Genomic DNA, 17,208 nt, shown 5'->3' with positions numbered 1-17,208 from the left:
GAACGGTCAGTGGTGGTGGTGCGGCGGCGGGGCCGGCGGCCCCGGATCGGGCGCGGGGGCCGTGGGCGCCGCCGACTGCGGCGGCGCGGGGTGGTGATGGGTCGGATGGTGCGGCTGCGGCTGGTACGGGTGGTGCGGCTGCGGGGCCGGCTGCTGCGGGAAGGGCTGCTGCGGGTACGGCTGCGGCGGCGCCTGGTAGCCGGTGCCGGGCTGCGGCTGCGCGGGCAGGTACGCCGGCGGCTGCTGGTAGCCGGCCGGCGGATAGGCCCCCGGGTACCCGACCGGGTAGGGGCCGCGGCCCGGCGCGGGGTGGGCGCCCGGGTACGCGCCGGGGTACTGACCCGGGTACTGCGGGCCGCGGTATCCCGGACCCGGGTACTGCGGGGGCGGGAACCCGGCCCCCGGGGGCCGGGCGTAGCCGTGGAACGGGCGCAGCGGCGGGTGCAGCCGCTGCCACTCCAGGGCGCCGACCTGGGCGATCGCGCCGGTCACCGCCTCCTTGCGCTCCCACAGGTGGTGCAGCAGCTCCTGCTCCCGCTCCGGGAACTCGGCGCCGACCAGTCCGCGCTCGGCACGCTGCCGCAGGAACGCCAGCGAGGTGGCGAAGCCCAGGTAGTCCCGCATCTGCTTGGCCCCGACCTGGCCCTGGTTGAAGCGGGCCAGGTCGACCGCCTGCCGGCGGGTGCGCATCGACGAGAGCACCAGCGGCACCGGCGGACTGATCCAGCCGGCCCCGGCGTAGACCGGGAGCTGCCGTCCCACCGCCCGCAGCTCGTTCCGCCGCGACCAGACCACCAGCCAGACCATCAGCCCGAAGACCGGGACCATGAACAGGAAGTACACGCCGAGGAAGCCGAGACCGCCGAGCGCGGAGGAGCCGTTCCAGGAGCCGTGCATGAACATCGCCACGATCCAGCCGCAGATCGGCGCCAGGATCCTCAGCCAGCGCTTGCTGGTCATCGCGGCGATGCCGAAGCCCACCCCGGTCATCGAGGTGAACAGCGGATGCGCGAACGGCGACATCACCTCGCGGGTGATGAAGGTCTCGATGGTGAAGGCGATGCCTTCGCCCTCGGTACGGCCCTCCAGCACCGAGCGGCCCAGGTAGAGGATGTTCTCGGTGAAGGCGAAGCCGGTGGCGGTGAACCCCGCGTAGACCACGCCGTCGACGATGCCGCTGAAGTCCTTGCGGCGGAACAGGAACAGCAGCAGGATCGCGGATCCCTTGACGCTCTCCTCGACCAGCGGCGCGACCAGGGTGGCGCCCAGGGTCTGCCCGTCACCGCCGATCTGATGGCTGATCAGCAGGTCGGTGGCCCAGGTGTTGGCGACGAAGGCCACCAGCGTCGCGGCGCACGAACCCCAGGCGAAGCAGAACAGCAGGTTGCGCAGGGGCTTGGGCTCCACCCGGTCCAGCCAGTAGAACGCCCCGAGCAGCAGCGGCACCGGCAGCACCGCCAGCGCCATGCCGATCAGCATCTCGGAGGTGCCGGTCTGGCGCTGCACCTTGGCCAGGATCCCGACGCCGCAGAGGACCAGCAGCAGCGTCAGCGCGATCAGCCGCAGCAGCTTGCTCTCGAACAGGTTGCCGCGCGGCTTGTAGCGGAACCGCCCGGACAGGTCGAGGCCCGAGCTGCCCTCCTCGGCCGAGGGCACCGGAAGGGCGGCCGGTTGCCCGGCGTCCTCCGGTGGAGGGCCGGGGTGGGTCGGCAGGTCCGCGGCCGGGTCCGCTGCTGCCACCACGGTTATGTCGTCGAGCGACGGGGACGGCTGGGGCTCGGAGCTGCTCACCGTACGACTCTAGCGGGGGCACGTAGCCGCAGGTAAGGCGTTTGCCGCAGCCCGGAGGTACGGCCGGACCGTCAGCGGCGGCGGAAGAGCAGATCGTGGACGACGTGGCCCTTGGCGATGCCCTGCCGTTCGAACTTGGTCACCGGGCGCCAGTCGGGGCGCGGGGCCCAGCCGGCGCCGTCCGGGTGGAGGTTCTCCAGCTCGGCCGAGGCGCTGAGGACTTCGAGCATCTGCTCGGCGTAGGGCTCCCAGTCGGTCGCCAGGTGCACGGTCGCGCCGGGGCGCAGCCGCGAGGCCGCGAGCGCGACGAACTCGGGCTGGACCAGCCGCCGCTTCTGGTGCCTGGCCTTGGGCCACGGGTCGGGGAAGTAGATCCGCAGCCCGGCCAGCGACGCGGGCGCGAGCTGGTCGCGCAGCAGCACCACCGCGTCCCCCTCGGCGAGCCGGACGTTGGCCAGGCCGTCGGACTCGATCCGGCGCAGCAGGTTGCCGTGCCCGGGGGTGTGCACGTCCACCGCCAGCAGGCCGGTGGCCGGGTCGGCGGCGGCCATGGCGGCGCTGGCGTCGCCCATGCCGAAGCCGATCTCCAGCACCACCGGCAGCTCGGACGGCTGCCCGGCGGAGCCGAACAGGGTGGGCAGGTCGAGCAGGCCCTTGCCGTCCACGCGTATGCCGTAGACCTTCCACAGCCGGGCCAGGGCCGAGCGCTGGGCGTCGCTCATCCGGCCCTTGCGCGGGTGGAAGCTGCGGATCCGCTGCTCGGTGTGGATCTCCCGGGAGACGGGGACCCGGGGCGGGGCGGCTCCGGCCGGTCGGCGGGCTCACGGTCGGCGGGCTCACGGTCGGCGGGCCCGGCAGCGGGCTCGCCGGCGGCGTCGGCTGGGGTGAGGAGATGGCTGGTCACAGTGGCGCCAAGTCTACGGTGCCGGTTCTGGCAGCCGTCCGGGTCGGCCTCACTCGGCCAGCGCGGCCAGCGCCCTGCGGGCGACCTCGCGGCCGATCGGGAGCGAGGCGGTCGCGGCCGGGGAGGGGGCGTTCAGCACGTGGACGGTGCGCGGCGCACGGGCGAAGACGAAGTCGTCGAGCAGCGAGCCGTCGCGGGCGACGGCCTGGGCGCGGACCCCGGCCGGGGCCGGGACCAGGTCGGCCGCGGTGCACTCGGGCAGCAGCCGGCGCACCTCGCGGGCGAACACGCGGAGCGAGAGCGAGCGGTGCAGCTCCGCCGCCTCGGCCCGCCAGTGCCGGGCGCCGAGCCGCCAGGCGCCGGGCCAGGCCAGGGTCCCGGCGAGGTCGCGCGGGCTGAGGTCGGCCCAGCGGTAGCCCTCGCGGGCCAGCGCGGGCACCGCGTTGGGGCCGACGTGGACCCCGCCGTGGAGGTCCCGGGTGAGGTGCACGCCGAGGAAGGGGAAGGCCGGGTCGGGCACCGGGTAGACCAGCCCCCGGACCAGGTCGCGGGCGCGCGGGGCGAGGGTGAAGTACTCGCCGCGGAACGGCACGATCCGGACCCCGGGCTCGTCCCCGGCCAGCCGGGCGATCCGGTCGCTCTGCAGCCCGGCGCAGTTGACCACCACCCGGGCCCGGACCTCGGCCAGCGGGGTGGTGACGGTGACGCCGTCGCTCCGGCGCACGACCGCGGTGACCGCGCCCCCGGTGCGCAGCTGCGCACCGGACAGCTCGGCGAGCGCAGCCGCCATCGCCGGGTAGTCGCAGATGCCGGTGGAGCCGACGTGCAGCGCGGCGATGCCCGCGGCGTGCGGTTCGAACTCGACTATCCCGGCCGGTCCCAGCTCGCGTATCGGCAGCCCGTGCTCGCGCCCGCGCTGGGCCAGGGCGTGCAGCCGGGGCAGTTCGGTGCTGTCGGTGGCGACCACCAGTTTGCCGGTGACCCGGTGCGGGACGCCCTGCTCGCGGCAGAACTCGACCGTCTCCCGGGCGCCCTCGACCGCGTACCTGGCCTTCAGCGAACCCGGGCGGTAGTAGAGGCCGCTGTGGATCACCCCGCTGTTGCGCCCGGTCTGGTGCGCGGCGATCCGGGTCTCCTTCTCCAGCACGATCACCGAGGTCCCGGGCGCGGCCCGATTGAGGGCGTAGGCCGTGGACAGGCCCACGATCCCGCCGCCGATCACCACCACGTCGCAGTCGTACCCCACGCCGTACCCCTTCCGTCCCGGCCCCGCACGTCAGAGATCGTCCCACGCGCGACCGACAGCCAGGGGCGGACGGCTCAGACCGGCGCCGCGAGCACCATCCGGGCGCGCCGGGCCAACTCCTCGGCCTGGCCCTCGCCCTGGTAGCGCTCCAGCCGGCGGAGCATCTCCTGGACGTACTCGCGGGTGCGCTGGGAGGAGATCCGCTCGGCCACCGCCACCGCCCGGCTGCCGGCCGCCACCGCCGCGTCCAGGTCGCCGTCGTCCAGCTCGGCCAGCGCGGAGACCACCAGCCGCAGCCCGTGCGAGCGGACGTACTCCTCGGTCGGGGCGGCCAGCGCGTAGGCCGTGTACTCCCGCACCTTCACCGGGATGCCCAGGTCGCGGTAGCACTCGGCGGCGTCGGCGGCGAGCCGGTCGTAGGAGTGGAAGTCGATCCAGGCCGGATCGGCGTCCCCCGGGCGGGAGCGCTCGAAGCAGCTCTCGGAGGCGGCCAGTGCCAGCTCGCACGCCTGGGTGTTCCCGGCGCGGGCGTGCGCCCTGGCCTCCACCAGGTGGAAGAAGCTCATGGTCCGGGCCGTCGCCAGGCCCCGGTTGCGCTCGATCGCAGCCTGGGCCAGGTCGACGCCCTCGTCCGCCGCGCCCCGGTAGGTCGCCTGCAGGCTCATCGAGGCCAGCACGTAGCCGCCGAAGGGCACGTCCGCCGCCGCCCTGGCCAGCCGCAGTGCCTGGATGTAGTAGCGCTGCGCCGCCTCGTGCTGCCCGGTGTCGAAGGCCATCCACCCGGCCAGCCTGGTCAGCTCGGCGGTCGCGCCGAACAGTGCCCGGCCGACCTCGTCGCTGTAGGAGCCGAGCAGCAGCGGCGCCGCGTCCTGCCGCAGGCACTCCGGCACCATCGACGACCGCCAGTCGCCGCCGCCGTAGCGGGAGTCCCAGCGCCGGGCCTCCTCGGCCGCCTGCCGCAGCTTCGCGGCGTCGGTGTGGCCGACCCGGTGGGTGCGCTCGCCGGTGCCCAGCAGGGTCCGGGTGCGCGGCGCGTCCTCCAGGCCGAGCAGTACCGGCGCCTCCCGGGCGACCGAGCCGTCCGCCGGGGTGATCAGCCAGCGGGAGACCGGGGTCGCGTACGCGGTGACCGAAAACGTACCCGCCAGACTGTCCCACCACCCGCCCTTGCGGCCCCCGGCGGCGTCCGGGTCGAGCAGCCAGAGCTCGGTCGCGTGGTGCACGGCCTCCTGCACCTCGCGCGGGAAGGCCAGGCCGATCTCGGGCATGGGGTCGCTGCCGCCGAGCCCGATCTCCTCCAGCGGCACGCTCCGGCCGAGCTTCCCGCCGATCGCGGTCGCGATCAGATGCGGGACCGCCCCCTGCGGGACCATGCCCTTGGTCACCCAGCGGGCCACCGACGTCTTGTCGTACCGGTAGGTGAGCCCCCGCTGCGCGCCCAGGTCGTTGACCCTGCGAGCGAGCCCGGCATTGCTGATCCCGGCGAGCGACAGCAGTGTGCCGAGCTTCTCGTTCGGTCCTCGTACGCTGGTGGTCATGCCTGGTTCCACCCCCTCGCGCTCTGCCGACGGTGCCCCGGTACACCCAGAGTAGTTCCCCAGGTTCCCAGGGTTAAGGGGCGGCGGGCCGGATGGCGCGATACCGCTCCGAAATATCTTTCGGCCGTGCCCCCGTGCGATGTGGCCGTGCGCCCTGTCGTGCTCCCTGCCCGGTGCCGCGGGCCGGGGGTTGGATGACCGGTGTGGGTCGGCCTGCCGGCGCGGAGCCAGAGCGCCTTGAGGACCCGGCAGGTCGGGGGAGACCGCCGCCGTACATCCCCGCGCGGTGGTGGGTCGGACCGGGGGGTGTGCGGACGCCTCCCGGTCTGCATTTGGATCTGCATTTTCCCGTCCAGGTCAGGACGGGTGTGCGTCCGACGAACGGCGTTTCGTCCGTTGATGGACTGTTAACACCCTGAATCTTCCGCAAATCGGTCCGGTCTTCCCAGCGGATGACTCGGCCGGCCGGTGGCACCATGTGTTCTGACGGTGCGACAGCAGGCCGCGAGCATCTTGTCCACAGCCTGTGGAGGCAGCCATGCGGTGGTTGGTGGGATGGAACGGCGCGTCCGCCGCCGACGAGCCCGGGCTGCGCGAGTTGCGCCCCCTCGGCGGCCGGCTGCTCTGGCCCGGACCCGACCCGCTCTGGGCGGTCGGCGACTGGCGGCCCGAGGAGATCCACACCGTCGCCGTCTTCCGCCAGCACCACCACGCCAGCGACCGGGTGCACCGGGGCTTCCCGAACCTGCCGGACGATCCCGAGGACCCCTCCGCGGCCGACGGCGCCGTCGCCCGGCTCGCCGTCCTCGGCCGCTGCGGCGCCAGCGACCGCGAGCTGCGCACCGCGCTGCTCGCCGCCAGCGGCGGGGCGCTGCGCCACCTCACCAGCTGGCCCGGCAGCTACACGGTGGTGCTGCAGCAGGGCAGCCGCACCACCGTCCTCGGCGACCTGGCCGGGGTCCGGCCGGTCTTCCACACCGCCTGGTGCGGCGGCACCGCCTACGCCACCGCCGCCCTGCCGCTCGCCGACCTGGTCGGCGCCCCGGTGGACCCGCTGCACCTGGCCGCCCGGCTCGCGCTGCCGGACGCCGCCGACTCCCTCGGCGACGGCAGCCCCTTCCTGGGCGTGCGCCGGGTGCAGCCCGCGTACGCGCTCAGCATCTTCGCCGGCGGCCCGCAGACCGCCGCCTACGAACCCGGGGCGGGAGCCCCCGGCAGCGTCGCGGTCACCGAGGCCGCCGCCACCGGCGAGGTCACCCGCAGCCTGCTCGGAGCCGTCCGCTGCCGGGTCCGCGGCGAGCCGGACGCGCCGCCGGTGCCGGACCACCGGGTCAGCACCGACCTCTCCGGCGGCAGCGCCTCCAGCGTGCTCACCCTGCTCGCCGCCACCGTCCCGACCGTCCCCGCGCGCCCGGCCGTCGGGCCCGGGGGCGCGGGCCCCGGGTACCCGGCCAGGTACCCGTACCTGGAGCAGGAACAGGAGCAGGAGGAGGAGCAGGCCGGCGCGCCCCGGCGGCCGACCACCGAGGAGCGCTGGGGCGACCCCACCAGCTACCGCAGCGTCCACCACGGCCCGCCCGGTCCGGGCGGGGAGCCGCGCACCACCGGCGCCGTGCGCGGCTCCTGGGCCCGCCCCGGCGGACCGCCCGCCGCCCCGGCCGACCGGCTGCTGCTGGTCGTCACCTACACCGACACCCACGAGGCGACGGAGGAGCCGCCCGCCCCCTCCCGCACCGCCGAACTGGTCCGCGCCCAGGCCCTCGCCTCCGGCCATCCCCGACTGCGGCACCTGGTCGTCCCCGGCGGACCCGAGGCACTGCCCTACGCCGACCTGCTGGACGGCCCGCTCGCCGGCCCGCTCACCGACGAGCCGGGGTCCGCGCTGGTCGCGGCGCTGCGCCAGCGCCACCGGTTCGCCGACGCCGGCACCGACCACCTCAGCGGCCACGGCGGACGCCAGGTGCTGGACGGCAACCCGGCCCGGCTGGCCGACCTGCTGCTGGAACGCAACCGGATGCCGCTGATGCGTCCGGTCGCCGCGCTCGCCCGCGCGGACAGCCTCGGCCACCCGGTGCACGGGACCCTGGGCACCCCGGTCGCGGTGCTGCGCGCCGCCCGCCGACTCGCCCGCACCTCCTACGCCGAGGGGCTGGAGGACGCGGCGGTCGCGCTGATGGCCCGCCGCGCCTCCGAGCCGGACAGCGCCGGCGGGGCCTCCGTGGACGCCCTCGCCTGGTGCACGCCGGGCCCCGCCGCCCGCTGGCTGAGCGACGACGCGCTGGCGGCGGTCGCGGTCCGGCTGCGGCTGGCCGCCCGGCGGGCCGCCCCGGACGAGCGGCCCGGCGCGCGCCGGGCCCGGCAGGCGATGCACCGGCACGCCGCCGAGTTCCGGGTGCTCACCCAGATAGTCGAGGAGGCGCACGGCCAGCGGCTGCACGCCCCCTTCCTGGACAACCAGGTCGTCCGCGCCTGCCGACTCGTCCCCGACTCGGTCCGGGTCCAGCCGGGCGCCCGGCACGCGATCCTCCGGTCGGTACTGACCGGCGTCGGCATCGACCGGGTCCCGGACGGCTGGGGCAACGGCGTGCCGCCCGACCCGTACGCCGCCGTCGAGACCGTCCGCGCCGGGCTGCGCCGCTCGGCCGGCGCGCTGGACCGGATCTTCGCCGCGCCGCTGCTGGCCGAGCTCGGCCTGCTCCAGCCGGACGTCTTCCGCGCCGCACTGCACCGCGCCTGCGGCGGCGGGGCGGTCCCGCTCGACGGGCTCGCCGACATCGTCGCCACCGAGCTGTGGCTCCGCCGGCTGCACGCCCGGCAGGGCTCCTGCTGGACCGGCATGCCGTTGCGGGAACGGCTCGCCCTGGTCGCCCGGCCGGCGCCGGGGCACACCGCACCGGGCCAGGCGGTGCCGGCGGAGGGTGCCGACCACGGCTCCCAGACGTCCCACAGCCCCCTGGGTCACACCGTGTACGGCGCCGGCAGCGCCCCCGCCGCCCACACGCCGCACCCGCGCGCCCCGTACCCGGGCGGCCCGCCGGGCCCCACCGGCCCCTCGGGGCCGAAGAGCCCGCCGGCCGCCGACCCCATCGGGGTGCCCTGACCCCCGGCATCGGCGTGCCCTGACCCCCCCCGGCTCGGCCGGGGCCCGTGCCGGACGGCGACCGGCGTGTCCCGCGTCCCGGCGTGCCCCGCGTTCCGGCAGGGCCCCGGGCCGCACGATGGGCAGCATGTACCTCGTCTCCCGCCAGCTCCCCGACGCCAATGCGACGCCCGGCGTGGTCGTCGGCGTGGACGGCTCGGACGGCTCGCTCTGGGCCCTGGACCGCGCCGTCGACGAGGCCGCCGCCCACGGCCTCCCGGTGTACGTCGTCGCCTCCGTCAACCCCGCCCCCAGCGGCTACACGCCGGGCATGGCCGACCTGGTCCAGGAGAGCATCGAACGGCTGATCGGCGGCATGTCGGAGGTCGTGGTGCGCGGGGTGGACGCCGTCCTCGCCCGCCACCCGGACCCGCCCCGGCTCTCGCTGCACATCATCCTGGGCAACCCGGTGGAGGCACTGCTCACCGCCTCCGTCCGGCACCACACCCTGGTCCTCGGGGCACGCGGCAACGGCGGCTTCGCCCGGCTGCTGCTGGGCTCGGTGGCGAGCACGCTGACCCACCACGCGAGCTGCCCGGTGCTGATCGTCCCGGCGCCGGAATACCGGGACGTCGGCGCCCGTTCTCATTCCTGACAAGGCAGACAATGAGTACGACAGCTGGGAGCGGTTCCGTGAAGGTCGAGATCTACAGTGACATCGCGTGCCCGTGGTGCTACATCGGCAAGCGCCGCTTCGAGCGGGCGCTCGCGGCCTTCCCCCGCGCCGAGCAGGTCGAGGTCGTCTACAAGCCCTACCAGCTGGTCCCGGAAGCGCCCGCCGAGGCCGTGCCGCACCGCGCCTGGCTGGCCGAGCGCTACGGGCCGCAGTCCCGCGCCATGGACGACCGGGTGGCGGCGCTCGGCCGCAGCGAGGGCATCACCTACGACTTCGACACCGCGCTGCACGTGAACACCCTGCACGCGCACCGGCTGCTGTGGCTCGCCGCCACCGAGTACCCGCTGTCGGTCCAGCACGACCTCAAGGAGCGGCTGCTCGCCGCCCACTTCGCCGAGGGCGTGGACGTCGGCGACTTCGCCGCGCTCACCGGGACCGCCGTCGCGGCCGGCCTGGACCGGGCCCGGGTCGAGGCGTTCCTCCCCTCGGACGAGGGCCTGGCCGAGGTCCGGGCGGAGCTGGCGGAGGCTCGGGCGCTGGGCATCACCGCCGTGCCGACCTTCGTCTTCGACGGCAGCTGGGCGGTCCAGGGCGCGCAGGAGACCTCCGCCTTCCTGCAGGCGCTGGAGCAGGCGGTGCCGCCGTCGGCCCAGGGCGACGCCTGCGGCGACGACGGCAGCTGCGCGATCTGATCCGCGCCGGCGCGGGGGCGCCGGCACGGCGGGTGGCGCGGGGTGCGGCTACCGGCAGCTGAAGCGGGCGTCCGCCCAGTCGGCCGCGTCCCCGAGGTAGGAGCCGTCGGCCCGGACCACCACCAGCCGGATCGCGGCCACACCGCGCAGTCCGACCCGGACCGGCACCGCGGCCTCGCCACCGGTCACCACACCCGACTGCCACAGGGTGCGACCGCTGCCGTCGTCCAGCACCGAGAACTGCACCGCCCCCATGTCCATCGTCAGATCGTCGATCCCGACGTAGGCGTCGAACTCGCTGCAGCCGGTATTGAGGTCGATGGTGGTGGCTGCCGGGGCGTTCATGGTGATGCCGCGCGCATAGGTGGTGCCGCCGACCCGGACGTCCCCGGTCCGCTGCCACACCCCGCTGCCGGGATCGTTGCTCAGGCTCGGCCCGTCGACGCTGCCGAAGCCCTCGTACGGCAGCGCGTCCGCGTAGTAGTCCGCCAGCGGGACCGGCGGTGCGGGTCGCGGGCGCGGCCGGGGCCGGGCGGCCGGCCGGGGCCGGGGCCTCGGCGGCGGCGTGGGCCGGGGCCTGGGCGGCGGCGGGGCCGGAACGGGCGGCGGTGGCGGCGGGGTGGGCGGCGTCGGCTTCGGTGCGGGCGGTGGCGGGGCCACCGTCGGACGTGCCGCAGCCACCACCTGACGGGGCTTCGGCGGAGCCGGCTTCTTGGGGTCGCTGCCGGAGAGCGCATACGCGATTCCGGCGATCCCGACGATCGTCACCGCCGCCGCGATGCCGGCCTTGGCCGGCAGGCCGAGGCCCTCCGCAGCCGCTCCGCCCGCCGCCGACCCGCCCGAGCCGGCCGCACCCGTCCCGGCCGCCGCACCGGCACCGGCCGCCGCACCGGCACCGGCCGCCGCACCGGTGGCCGTCGTGCCGCCGGCCACTGCCGCACCGCCGACCGCCGCGCCGCCGACGACGGCTCCGCCCGCGAGCCCGGCGGCGAGCGCCGTGGCATAGCCCGAGCCGACCCAGACCAGCAGCCCGGCCGGAAGCACCTCCCGCAGGGTGTGGTTGAGGTCCACCAGCTCCAGGCAGGCGGCGCTGCACCGGGCGCAGTCCTCCAGGTGTCCCTGCACGCCCCCGGCCGCGCGCTTGCCCAACGAGCCCCGGGCGAACGCCCCGAGTTTGCTGGCGTAGCGCTCGCAGTCGGAGGCCTGCGTGTCCGAGACATGGGCCTGCAGGAACTCCATCGCCAGCCGGTCGCGGGCCCGACTCGCCTGCACCGCCGTGGCGTTGGCGGTCTTGCCGATCAGCAGGGCTACCTGGCGCGGCGGTTCCTGCTCCACGGCGGTGTGCCAGAGCAGCATCCGGTCGTCGGCGTCGAGCCGGCTGAACGCCCGCCAGACCAGCGAGCGGTCCAGCTCCGCCATCGCCCGGGTGTCCGCGCCGGGGTCGGTGACGTCCACGGCGGCCACGGCCGAGGAAGTGGCCGCGAAGGCGGTGAAGTCGTCGACCAGCTGCTCGCGCCGGTCGCTGCGGCTCCAGGTCGCGGCGATGTTGCGGACTGCCGTCAGCAGGTAGGCGCGGACCGCGAGATCGGGTCCCCGGCCCGCGCGCAGCGCCTGCAGGGTGCGCGCGAAGACCTCGCCGGCCAGGTCCTCGGCGGTGAAGTTGTCGCGGCAGCAGGAACGGGCGTAGCGGCGGACGGCGGCGCTGTGGCGCCGGTAGAGCTCCTCGAAGGCGTCGTCGTCACCCGCCCGCACCGCCGCCGCCAGGGCGGCGTCGGAGGGCGGGAGTTCGCCGCCGAGGTCGTCGTCGATCGGACCGCCGGGGGCGGGGACCGTCGGGGCGGAGGCGGCTGCGCCCCGGGCGCGGACCTGGCGGCTGCCGCCCTGCGGCGGCACCTGGGCCAGCGCCGCGACCGGGGGCTCCGAGGAGGCGTGGGGCTCCGGAGCCGGCGCCTGCCGACCCGCACCCTCCGGCCCGTCCGTACCCGGGTCGGCCGGGTCCGGGACATGCTCGTCCTGGCCGTCAGCCCGCATGGTCGGCCCTGTGTCGCTCCACGGCTGAAGACTGCCACGGGGGACCGGCCGCAACCGCTGTGCCGGGCGCAGATCACCCGTCCGTGAGCCGTCGGGTCATACGCCTGAGCGAGGATCGCAGACAGGAGCTACCACCGGTCCTCCGCCGGAGCCGGGTTGGCCCGGCTCCGGGACCTGGTGGCGCCCGGCGGTGGTCCCGTTGCGCCCGGCGGTGGTCCGGCGGCGCTCGGCGGTGGTCCGGTGGCGGCGGGCTAGGAGCCCGCCCGCAGCCCGTCCAGCAGGATCCGCAGCAGCCGCGCCGACGTGCCGTCAGCAGCTCCGGCCTCGGCCCGGCCGTTCCCGGAGCCGAGCGGCTCGACCGCACCGCCCCTGGACTCCGGCCGTGCCGCCTCGGGCGCCGCCGGCTGCACCGGCACCGAGGCGGTGAGCACGAGCACCACGTCGGCCACGGTCACCCCGGGCCGCAGGTCCCCGGCCGCCCGGGTCAGCGCCACCAGCCGGGAGAGCAGTTCGAGCAGGTCCTGCAGCCTGGCCGGATCGACGTCCGCCTGCCCGGCGGTCGGGTCCGCGGCCGGCTGTGCCGGGAGGCCCTCGCCGCTCCGCGACGCCCCCGCGTACTGCGGCGGAACCCGGTCCAGCAGCAGCGCGCGCTGGAACGCCTCAGGCGGCAGCAGCCGCCCCGCGCCGGTCGCGACCGCGCGGGACAGGTAGCCGGCCAGTGCGTCCCAAGGCTGCTGATCGCCGCTCAGCGCCTCCTCGGCCTGCGCCGTGAGCCACTGGATCTCCTCCGAGGCGATCCGGTGGACCAGCACCTCCTTGCTGGGGAACCGCCGGTAGACCGTGCCGACCCCGACCCCCGCGCGCCGGGCGACCTCCTCCATCGGTGCGCCGTAGCCCAGTTCGCCGAAGATCTCACGGGCCGCCCGCAGCACGCTCTCCAGATTGCGGCGCGCGTCGACCCGCAATTGGTTGCCCCGCCGCGCCGGTGACAGCCCGTTGCGCTGCTCCGGAATCGAACCCTCCGCCACATGCGGAAGAATCTGCTCCTGTTGAACCATGACGATCGTCCTCCCCCCGTGGGCACCCCGCTCGGATGCGATGCCCCCAACACGCACTCGATGTAGCGAACCATGCGGCGAAGCCTCACCCCATAGATTCACGACTTCCTGACCATAGTTGAGGGCAGATCGGAGCGAACAGGGGTTGCCTGAAGGAATTGGTCAGCTCTCACCTAGGTGCTGCACACCGGGCGGGCCCGGCGCGGCGTAGATCATATGCGCAGATCAGTGGATTAACGTCCACATGCCCGGTCCGCTCGGGCAGTCCCATTCACCACAGCCGTCCCGACGGATCTCGCACAGAGTATGTACAAGAAGCCGCCGAGGGTGCGGAATGGAGCGGTGACACCGGTGACCCCACCCACCCGTATCCTGATCATCGGAGGCGGCCATGTCGGCCTCTACGCCGCCCTCAGGCTGCAGCAGCGGCTGCGCCCCGAGGAGGCCGAACTCACGGTCGTCGACCCCAAGTCGTACATGACCTACCAGCCGCTGCTGGCCGAGGCCGCCGCCGGGGCGGTCGACCCCCGGCACGTCATCGTGCCGCTGCGCCGGGTACTGCCCCGCGCCCGGGTGGTGCACGGGCGGCTGAGCTCGCTCCGGACGTCCCCCGGCACGGCCACCGTCACGGTGCCCTCGGCCATCGCCGGACGGCCGCCGCGCGACCTCGAAATCCCCTACGACGTCCTGGTCCTGGCGCCGGGCGCGGTCGCCAGGATCCTGCCGGTGCCCGGACTGGCCGAGCACGGCATCGGCTTCCGCAGCGTGGAGGAGGCGGTCTCGCTGCGGAACCACGTCCTCACCCAGCTCGACCTGGCCTCCTCCACCAGGGACGCGGCGCTCCGCGAGGCCGCGCTGACCTTCGTCTTCGTCGGCGGCGGCTACGCCGGCACCGGGGCGCTCGCCGAACTGGAGGACATGGCCCGGTACGCGGTCCGGCACTACCAGGGTCTCCGGCCGGAGGACATGCACTGGGTGCTGGTCGAGGCCGGCAAACGGATCCTGCCCGAGACCGAACCCGACGTCGGCCTGCGGACCACCGAGGAGCTGCGCGGGCGCAATATCGAGGTGCGCCTCGGTACCCGGCTGATCTCGGTCGACGAGGACGGTGCGGTGGTGCTCTCCGACGGCACCCGGATCGCCGCGCGCACCCTCGTCTGGACCGCCGGGGTCCGCGCCAACCCGGTGCTCCGGGAGACCGGGCTGCCCGTCGACGCCCAGGGGCGGCTGCGCTGCGACTCCACCCTGCGCGTGCTCGGTACGGAACACGTATGGGCGGCGGGGGACGCCGCCGCCGTACCGGACGTCACCCGGCCCGGGGAGTGCTGCGCCCCCAACGCCCAGCATGCGGTCCGTCAGGCCCGGGTGCTCGCCGACAACCTGCTCGCCTCGCTGCGCGGCGAGCCGACCACCGAGTACCGGCACGAGCTCAAGGGCTCGCTCACCTCGCTCGGCCTGCACCAGGGGGTGGCGCAGCTGCGCGGCCGGGCGCTGCACGGGCGGACGGCCTGGTTACTGCACCGCGCGGTGCACCTGCGGCGAGTCCCGACACTGGACCGGAAGGCCCGGGTACTGGCCGACTGGCTGCTGGCCGGGCTGCTGAAGCGCGAGATCGTCTCGATGGGCGCCCTGGAGCAGCCGCGCGCGGTCTTCGAGACCTTCGTCGAACGCGAGCTTCGGGACGGCGATGGTGGATAGGGATCATTCCTGAAAGCGCGCTGCGAGGAATGAGTCGGGTACCCGGTCATGATGTCGCCCGCCCAGGACTTCGGTCACACTGGTCCGAACGTCCGCCGTCGCGGCCCCGGTACCGGTCCAGGTCCCGGGGCGTTCCGGTGGTTCGGCTTGTGCCGACCGACCCGCCCGGAAAGGCCGAGGAAAGGCCCTGTGAACCTCACGCGCTGGAGTGCCCGGCTACCCGGAGGACAGCGACGAGCCTCGGCCTCGGCCAAGGCGGCGGTCGCGGCTGCAACCGCGACCGCCGGCCCAGCCGCGCCCCGGACCTCCCCGGCCGAGCCGGAGACGGCCGCCGGTGGCGAACCGCTGTCCGCCGCCGAGCTGCCGACCCAGCACAGCGACTCGGACGGGTTCGGCAGCCACGACCAGCCGACCGTCCACGACGTGCTGGCCCACCTGCCCGCGCTGGTCGCCGTCAGCTACGGCCCCGGACACCGGATCGGCTACCTCAACCGGGCGTACACGGACGTCTTCGGGCCCCGCCCCACAGGCGTGCCCGCCCACCAGGTCATGCCGGAGCTGGAGGAGCTCGGACTGCTGCCGCTGATGGACCAGGCCTTCCGTACCGGCCGCCCCCGCACCGTCAAGGCGCGGAAGGTCACCCACCCCTCGCGCGCCAGTACGACCAATGGCGCCGCCGCCGAGCGCCCCCGCTTCTACACCTTCGTCTGCGCCCCGGTGCGCGACAACGAGGACCTCGGTCTGCAGCTGGAAGCCCTGGCGGCCGACCACCGCCAGGAGCGGGACCAGCACGAGCAGAGCGGACGAGGCCTGCTGCGCACCTCCCTCGCGCCCTTCGGCCACCCGCGCCGCACCACCCGTGCCGACGACGTCTGCGGCGTCCTGGTCTTCGGGGCCGAGGTCACCGACCAGGTGCTGGCCACCGAACGGCTCCGGGAGAGCGAGCGCCGGCACCGCGAGGCCGCCGTCACCCTCCAGCGGAGCCTGCTCCCGCAGAAGCTCGAACAGCCCGACGACCTCCGTGTCGCCGTCACCTACCAGCCCGGCGGCCCGGACGCCGCCGTCGGCGGCGACTGGTACGACGTGATCACCCTCGGCGGCGGCCGGACGGCGCTGGTCATCGGCGACGTCATGGGGCGCGGCATGCGCGCCGCCGCCGTCATGGGGCAGCTCCGCACGGCGGTCCGGGCCTACGCCCGGCTCGACCTGCCGCCGCACGAGATCCTGCAACTCCTCGACGTCCTCGCCGCCGAGATCGACCCCACCCTCATCGCCACCTGCCTCTACGCCGTCTACGACCCCAGTGAGCAGCTGCTCACCTACTCCTCGGCCGGCCACCTGCCGCTGATGATCCGCGAACCCGACGGCTCGGTGACCCGCCCCGACGACCCCTGCGGCCCGCCGCTCGGCACCGGCGGCTGGCTGCACACCTCGGCCAACGTCGCCCTGGTCACCGGGGCCACCGGCGTCCTCTACACCGACGGCCTGGTGGAACGCCGGGGCCAGGACATCGACGAGGGCCTGGACGGACTGGCCGGCACCTTCGCGGGCGCCACCGGCCACCCGGAGGTCATCTGCGCCCGGCTGCTCCGTGCTATGGGCGTCACCCCGGACCACGACGACGACGTCGCCGCCCTGGTCTTCCAGCTCCCCGAACGGGACGCCGACTCGGCCGAGCTCTTCCGCAGCGCCTCGCTCGACCTGCTCGGCGGCGCCGAGGCGGTTTCCAGTGCGCGAGCCTTCACCAGCGGCGTCCTCGCCTCCTGGCGACTCGGCGAGGAACTCCTCGATCTGGGCGTACTGGCGGTGAGCGAACTCGTTTCCAATTCCTTCACCCACGGACATCCGCCGATGCGACTGCGACTGCGCCGCACCGACCGCCGGCTCACGGTGGAAGTGACCGACGCCGACGACCACCTGCCACGCCGTCGCCGGGCCGAACCGGTGGACGAGTCCGGCCGGGGCATCGCCATCATCGCGACCATCGCTTCCAGCTGGGGCACCCGTCGTACGCCGGACGGCGGGAAGGCCGTCTGGTGCGACTTCCTGCTGCCCACGCCACGCCAGACGGTCCGTCAGCGATCGGTTTGACATCGACTCACCCGCCGCCTAATGTACGTCGAGCTGCAAGAACAGGAGCCCCGAACGCGCTGAGCGCGGCCGGTCCTGGAGCGGCCATCCCCTGATCAATCAGACGCAAGGCGACCTCTGGTTCGTGATGCCCTGATTCGGGGAATGCGGCGGAATTCGCGTCACTGACGAGAAACCGCTAGAGTTTCACTCGTCGGAACGGGCCGGAAACGGCGCGGGAAGACGGAGCAAGAACTGGCGAAACAGACTGGTGAAACGGTCTGCTAAGCTAAACAACGAAGAACGAAACGAAGCGCTCGGAGAGACCGGTGAAAGGGTCTTGAAGAAAGCGTCCGTTCCTTGAGAACTCAACAGCGTGCCAAAAGTCAACGCCAAATGTTGATACCCCGTCCGGCCACATCATG

At 74.7% G+C, this 17,208-nt stretch carries 11 protein-coding genes; 5 read left to right on the top strand and 6 right to left on the bottom strand.

All coding sequences use genetic code 11. The annotated features are described in order from the left end of the window. Positions 1-6: 6 nt before the first annotated feature. From BS75_RS19655 to BS75_RS19635, 4 genes are all read right to left on the bottom strand, one after another. A complete protein-coding gene (locus BS75_RS19655; RefSeq protein WP_231607834.1) occupies positions 7-1,791 on the bottom strand; it encodes a PrsW family intramembrane metalloprotease in 1,785 nt (594 codons plus the stop codon). A gap of 71 nt (positions 1,792-1,862) precedes the next feature. After that, positions 1,863-2,513, bottom strand: coding sequence for a tRNA (guanosine(46)-N7)-methyltransferase TrmB (gene trmB / locus BS75_RS19650; protein WP_408022545.1), 651 nt, complete (start codon positions 2,511-2,513; stop codon positions 1,863-1,865). Between the two features lie 231 nt (positions 2,514-2,744). Next, a complete protein-coding gene (gene lhgO / locus BS75_RS19640; protein WP_034089185.1) occupies positions 2,745-3,941 on the bottom strand; it encodes an L-2-hydroxyglutarate oxidase in 1,197 nt (398 codons plus the stop codon). Positions 3,942-4,015: 74 nt separating this feature from the next. After that, entirely contained in the window at positions 4,016-5,479 is a 1,464-nt protein-coding gene (locus BS75_RS19635; RefSeq protein ID WP_034089184.1) for a hypothetical protein, read from the bottom strand. 538 nt (positions 5,480-6,017) lie between these two features. On the opposite strand from BS75_RS19635, the gene BS75_RS46730 reads away from it, so the two are divergent. The 3 genes from BS75_RS46730 (at position 6,018) to BS75_RS19620 (ending at position 9,926) form a co-directional block, all read left to right on the top strand. Then, positions 6,018-8,579, top strand: coding sequence for an asparagine synthase-related protein (locus BS75_RS46730; RefSeq protein WP_052069550.1), 2,562 nt, complete (start codon positions 6,018-6,020; stop codon positions 8,577-8,579). Between the two features lie 127 nt (positions 8,580-8,706). Then, positions 8,707-9,213: a universal stress protein gene (locus BS75_RS19625; RefSeq protein WP_042440630.1), complete on the top strand. Its 507-nt coding sequence runs from the start codon at positions 8,707-8,709 to the stop codon at positions 9,211-9,213. Positions 9,214-9,251: 38 nt separating this feature from the next. Beyond that, positions 9,252-9,926 carry a DsbA family oxidoreductase gene (locus BS75_RS19620; RefSeq protein ID WP_034089183.1) on the top strand — a complete coding sequence of 225 codons (675 nt, stop codon included), beginning with the start codon at positions 9,252-9,254 and terminating at the stop codon, positions 9,924-9,926. Positions 9,927-9,974: 48 nt separating this feature from the next. On the opposite strand, the gene BS75_RS19615 is transcribed toward BS75_RS19620, so the two are convergent. Together BS75_RS19615 and BS75_RS19610 are read right to left on the bottom strand one after the other, a co-directional pair. After that, positions 9,975-11,957, bottom strand: a complete 1,983-nt coding sequence (locus BS75_RS19615; protein WP_034089182.1) for a sigma-70 family RNA polymerase sigma factor — start codon at positions 11,955-11,957, stop codon at positions 9,975-9,977. Positions 11,958-12,208: 251 nt separating this feature from the next. After that, entirely contained in the window at positions 12,209-13,015 is an 807-nt protein-coding gene (locus tag BS75_RS19610) for a TetR/AcrR family transcriptional regulator (protein ID WP_081982451.1), read from the bottom strand. Positions 13,016-13,366: 351 nt separating this feature from the next. Between BS75_RS19610 and BS75_RS19605 the strand changes: the two genes are divergently transcribed. Then, positions 13,367-14,713, top strand: a complete 1,347-nt coding sequence (locus BS75_RS19605; RefSeq protein ID WP_042441102.1) for an NAD(P)/FAD-dependent oxidoreductase — start codon at positions 13,367-13,369, stop codon at positions 14,711-14,713. A 189-nt stretch (positions 14,714-14,902) separates the two neighbouring features. Next, positions 14,903-16,804, top strand: a complete 1,902-nt coding sequence (locus BS75_RS19600) for an ATP-binding SpoIIE family protein phosphatase (protein ID WP_034089181.1) — start codon at positions 14,903-14,905, stop codon at positions 16,802-16,804. Positions 16,805-17,208 lie beyond the last annotated feature (404 nt).

Origin of the sequence: Streptacidiphilus albus JL83 (assembly GCF_000744705.1) — a bacterium.
GTDB classification, from domain to species: Bacteria; Actinomycetota; Actinomycetes; order Streptomycetales; family Streptomycetaceae; genus Streptacidiphilus; species Streptacidiphilus albus.
Note: the sequence above shows the minus strand (reverse complement) of the source record. Positions and strands in the feature narration are given on the sequence as shown.

Bases quoted from the DNA above. Each gene is read 5' to 3' on its own strand.
- BS75_RS46730 (WP_052069550.1), top strand. From the start codon at position 6,018: ATGCGGTGGTTGGTGGGATGGAACGGCGCGTCCGCCGCCGACGAGCCC.
- BS75_RS19615 (WP_034089182.1), bottom strand. From the start codon at position 11,957: ATGCGGGCTGACGGCCAGGACGAGCATGTCCCGGACCCGGCCGACCCG.
- BS75_RS19610 (WP_081982451.1), bottom strand. From the start codon at position 13,015: ATGGTTCAACAGGAGCAGATTCTTCCGCATGTGGCGGAGGGTTCGATT.
- BS75_RS19635 (WP_034089184.1), bottom strand. From the start codon at position 5,479: ATGACCACCAGCGTACGAGGACCGAACGAGAAGCTCGGCACACTGCTG.
- BS75_RS19625 (WP_042440630.1), top strand. From the start codon at position 8,707: ATGTACCTCGTCTCCCGCCAGCTCCCCGACGCCAATGCGACGCCCGGC.
- trmB (WP_408022545.1), bottom strand. From the start codon at position 2,513: ATGAGCGACGCCCAGCGCTCGGCCCTGGCCCGGCTGTGGAAGGTCTAC.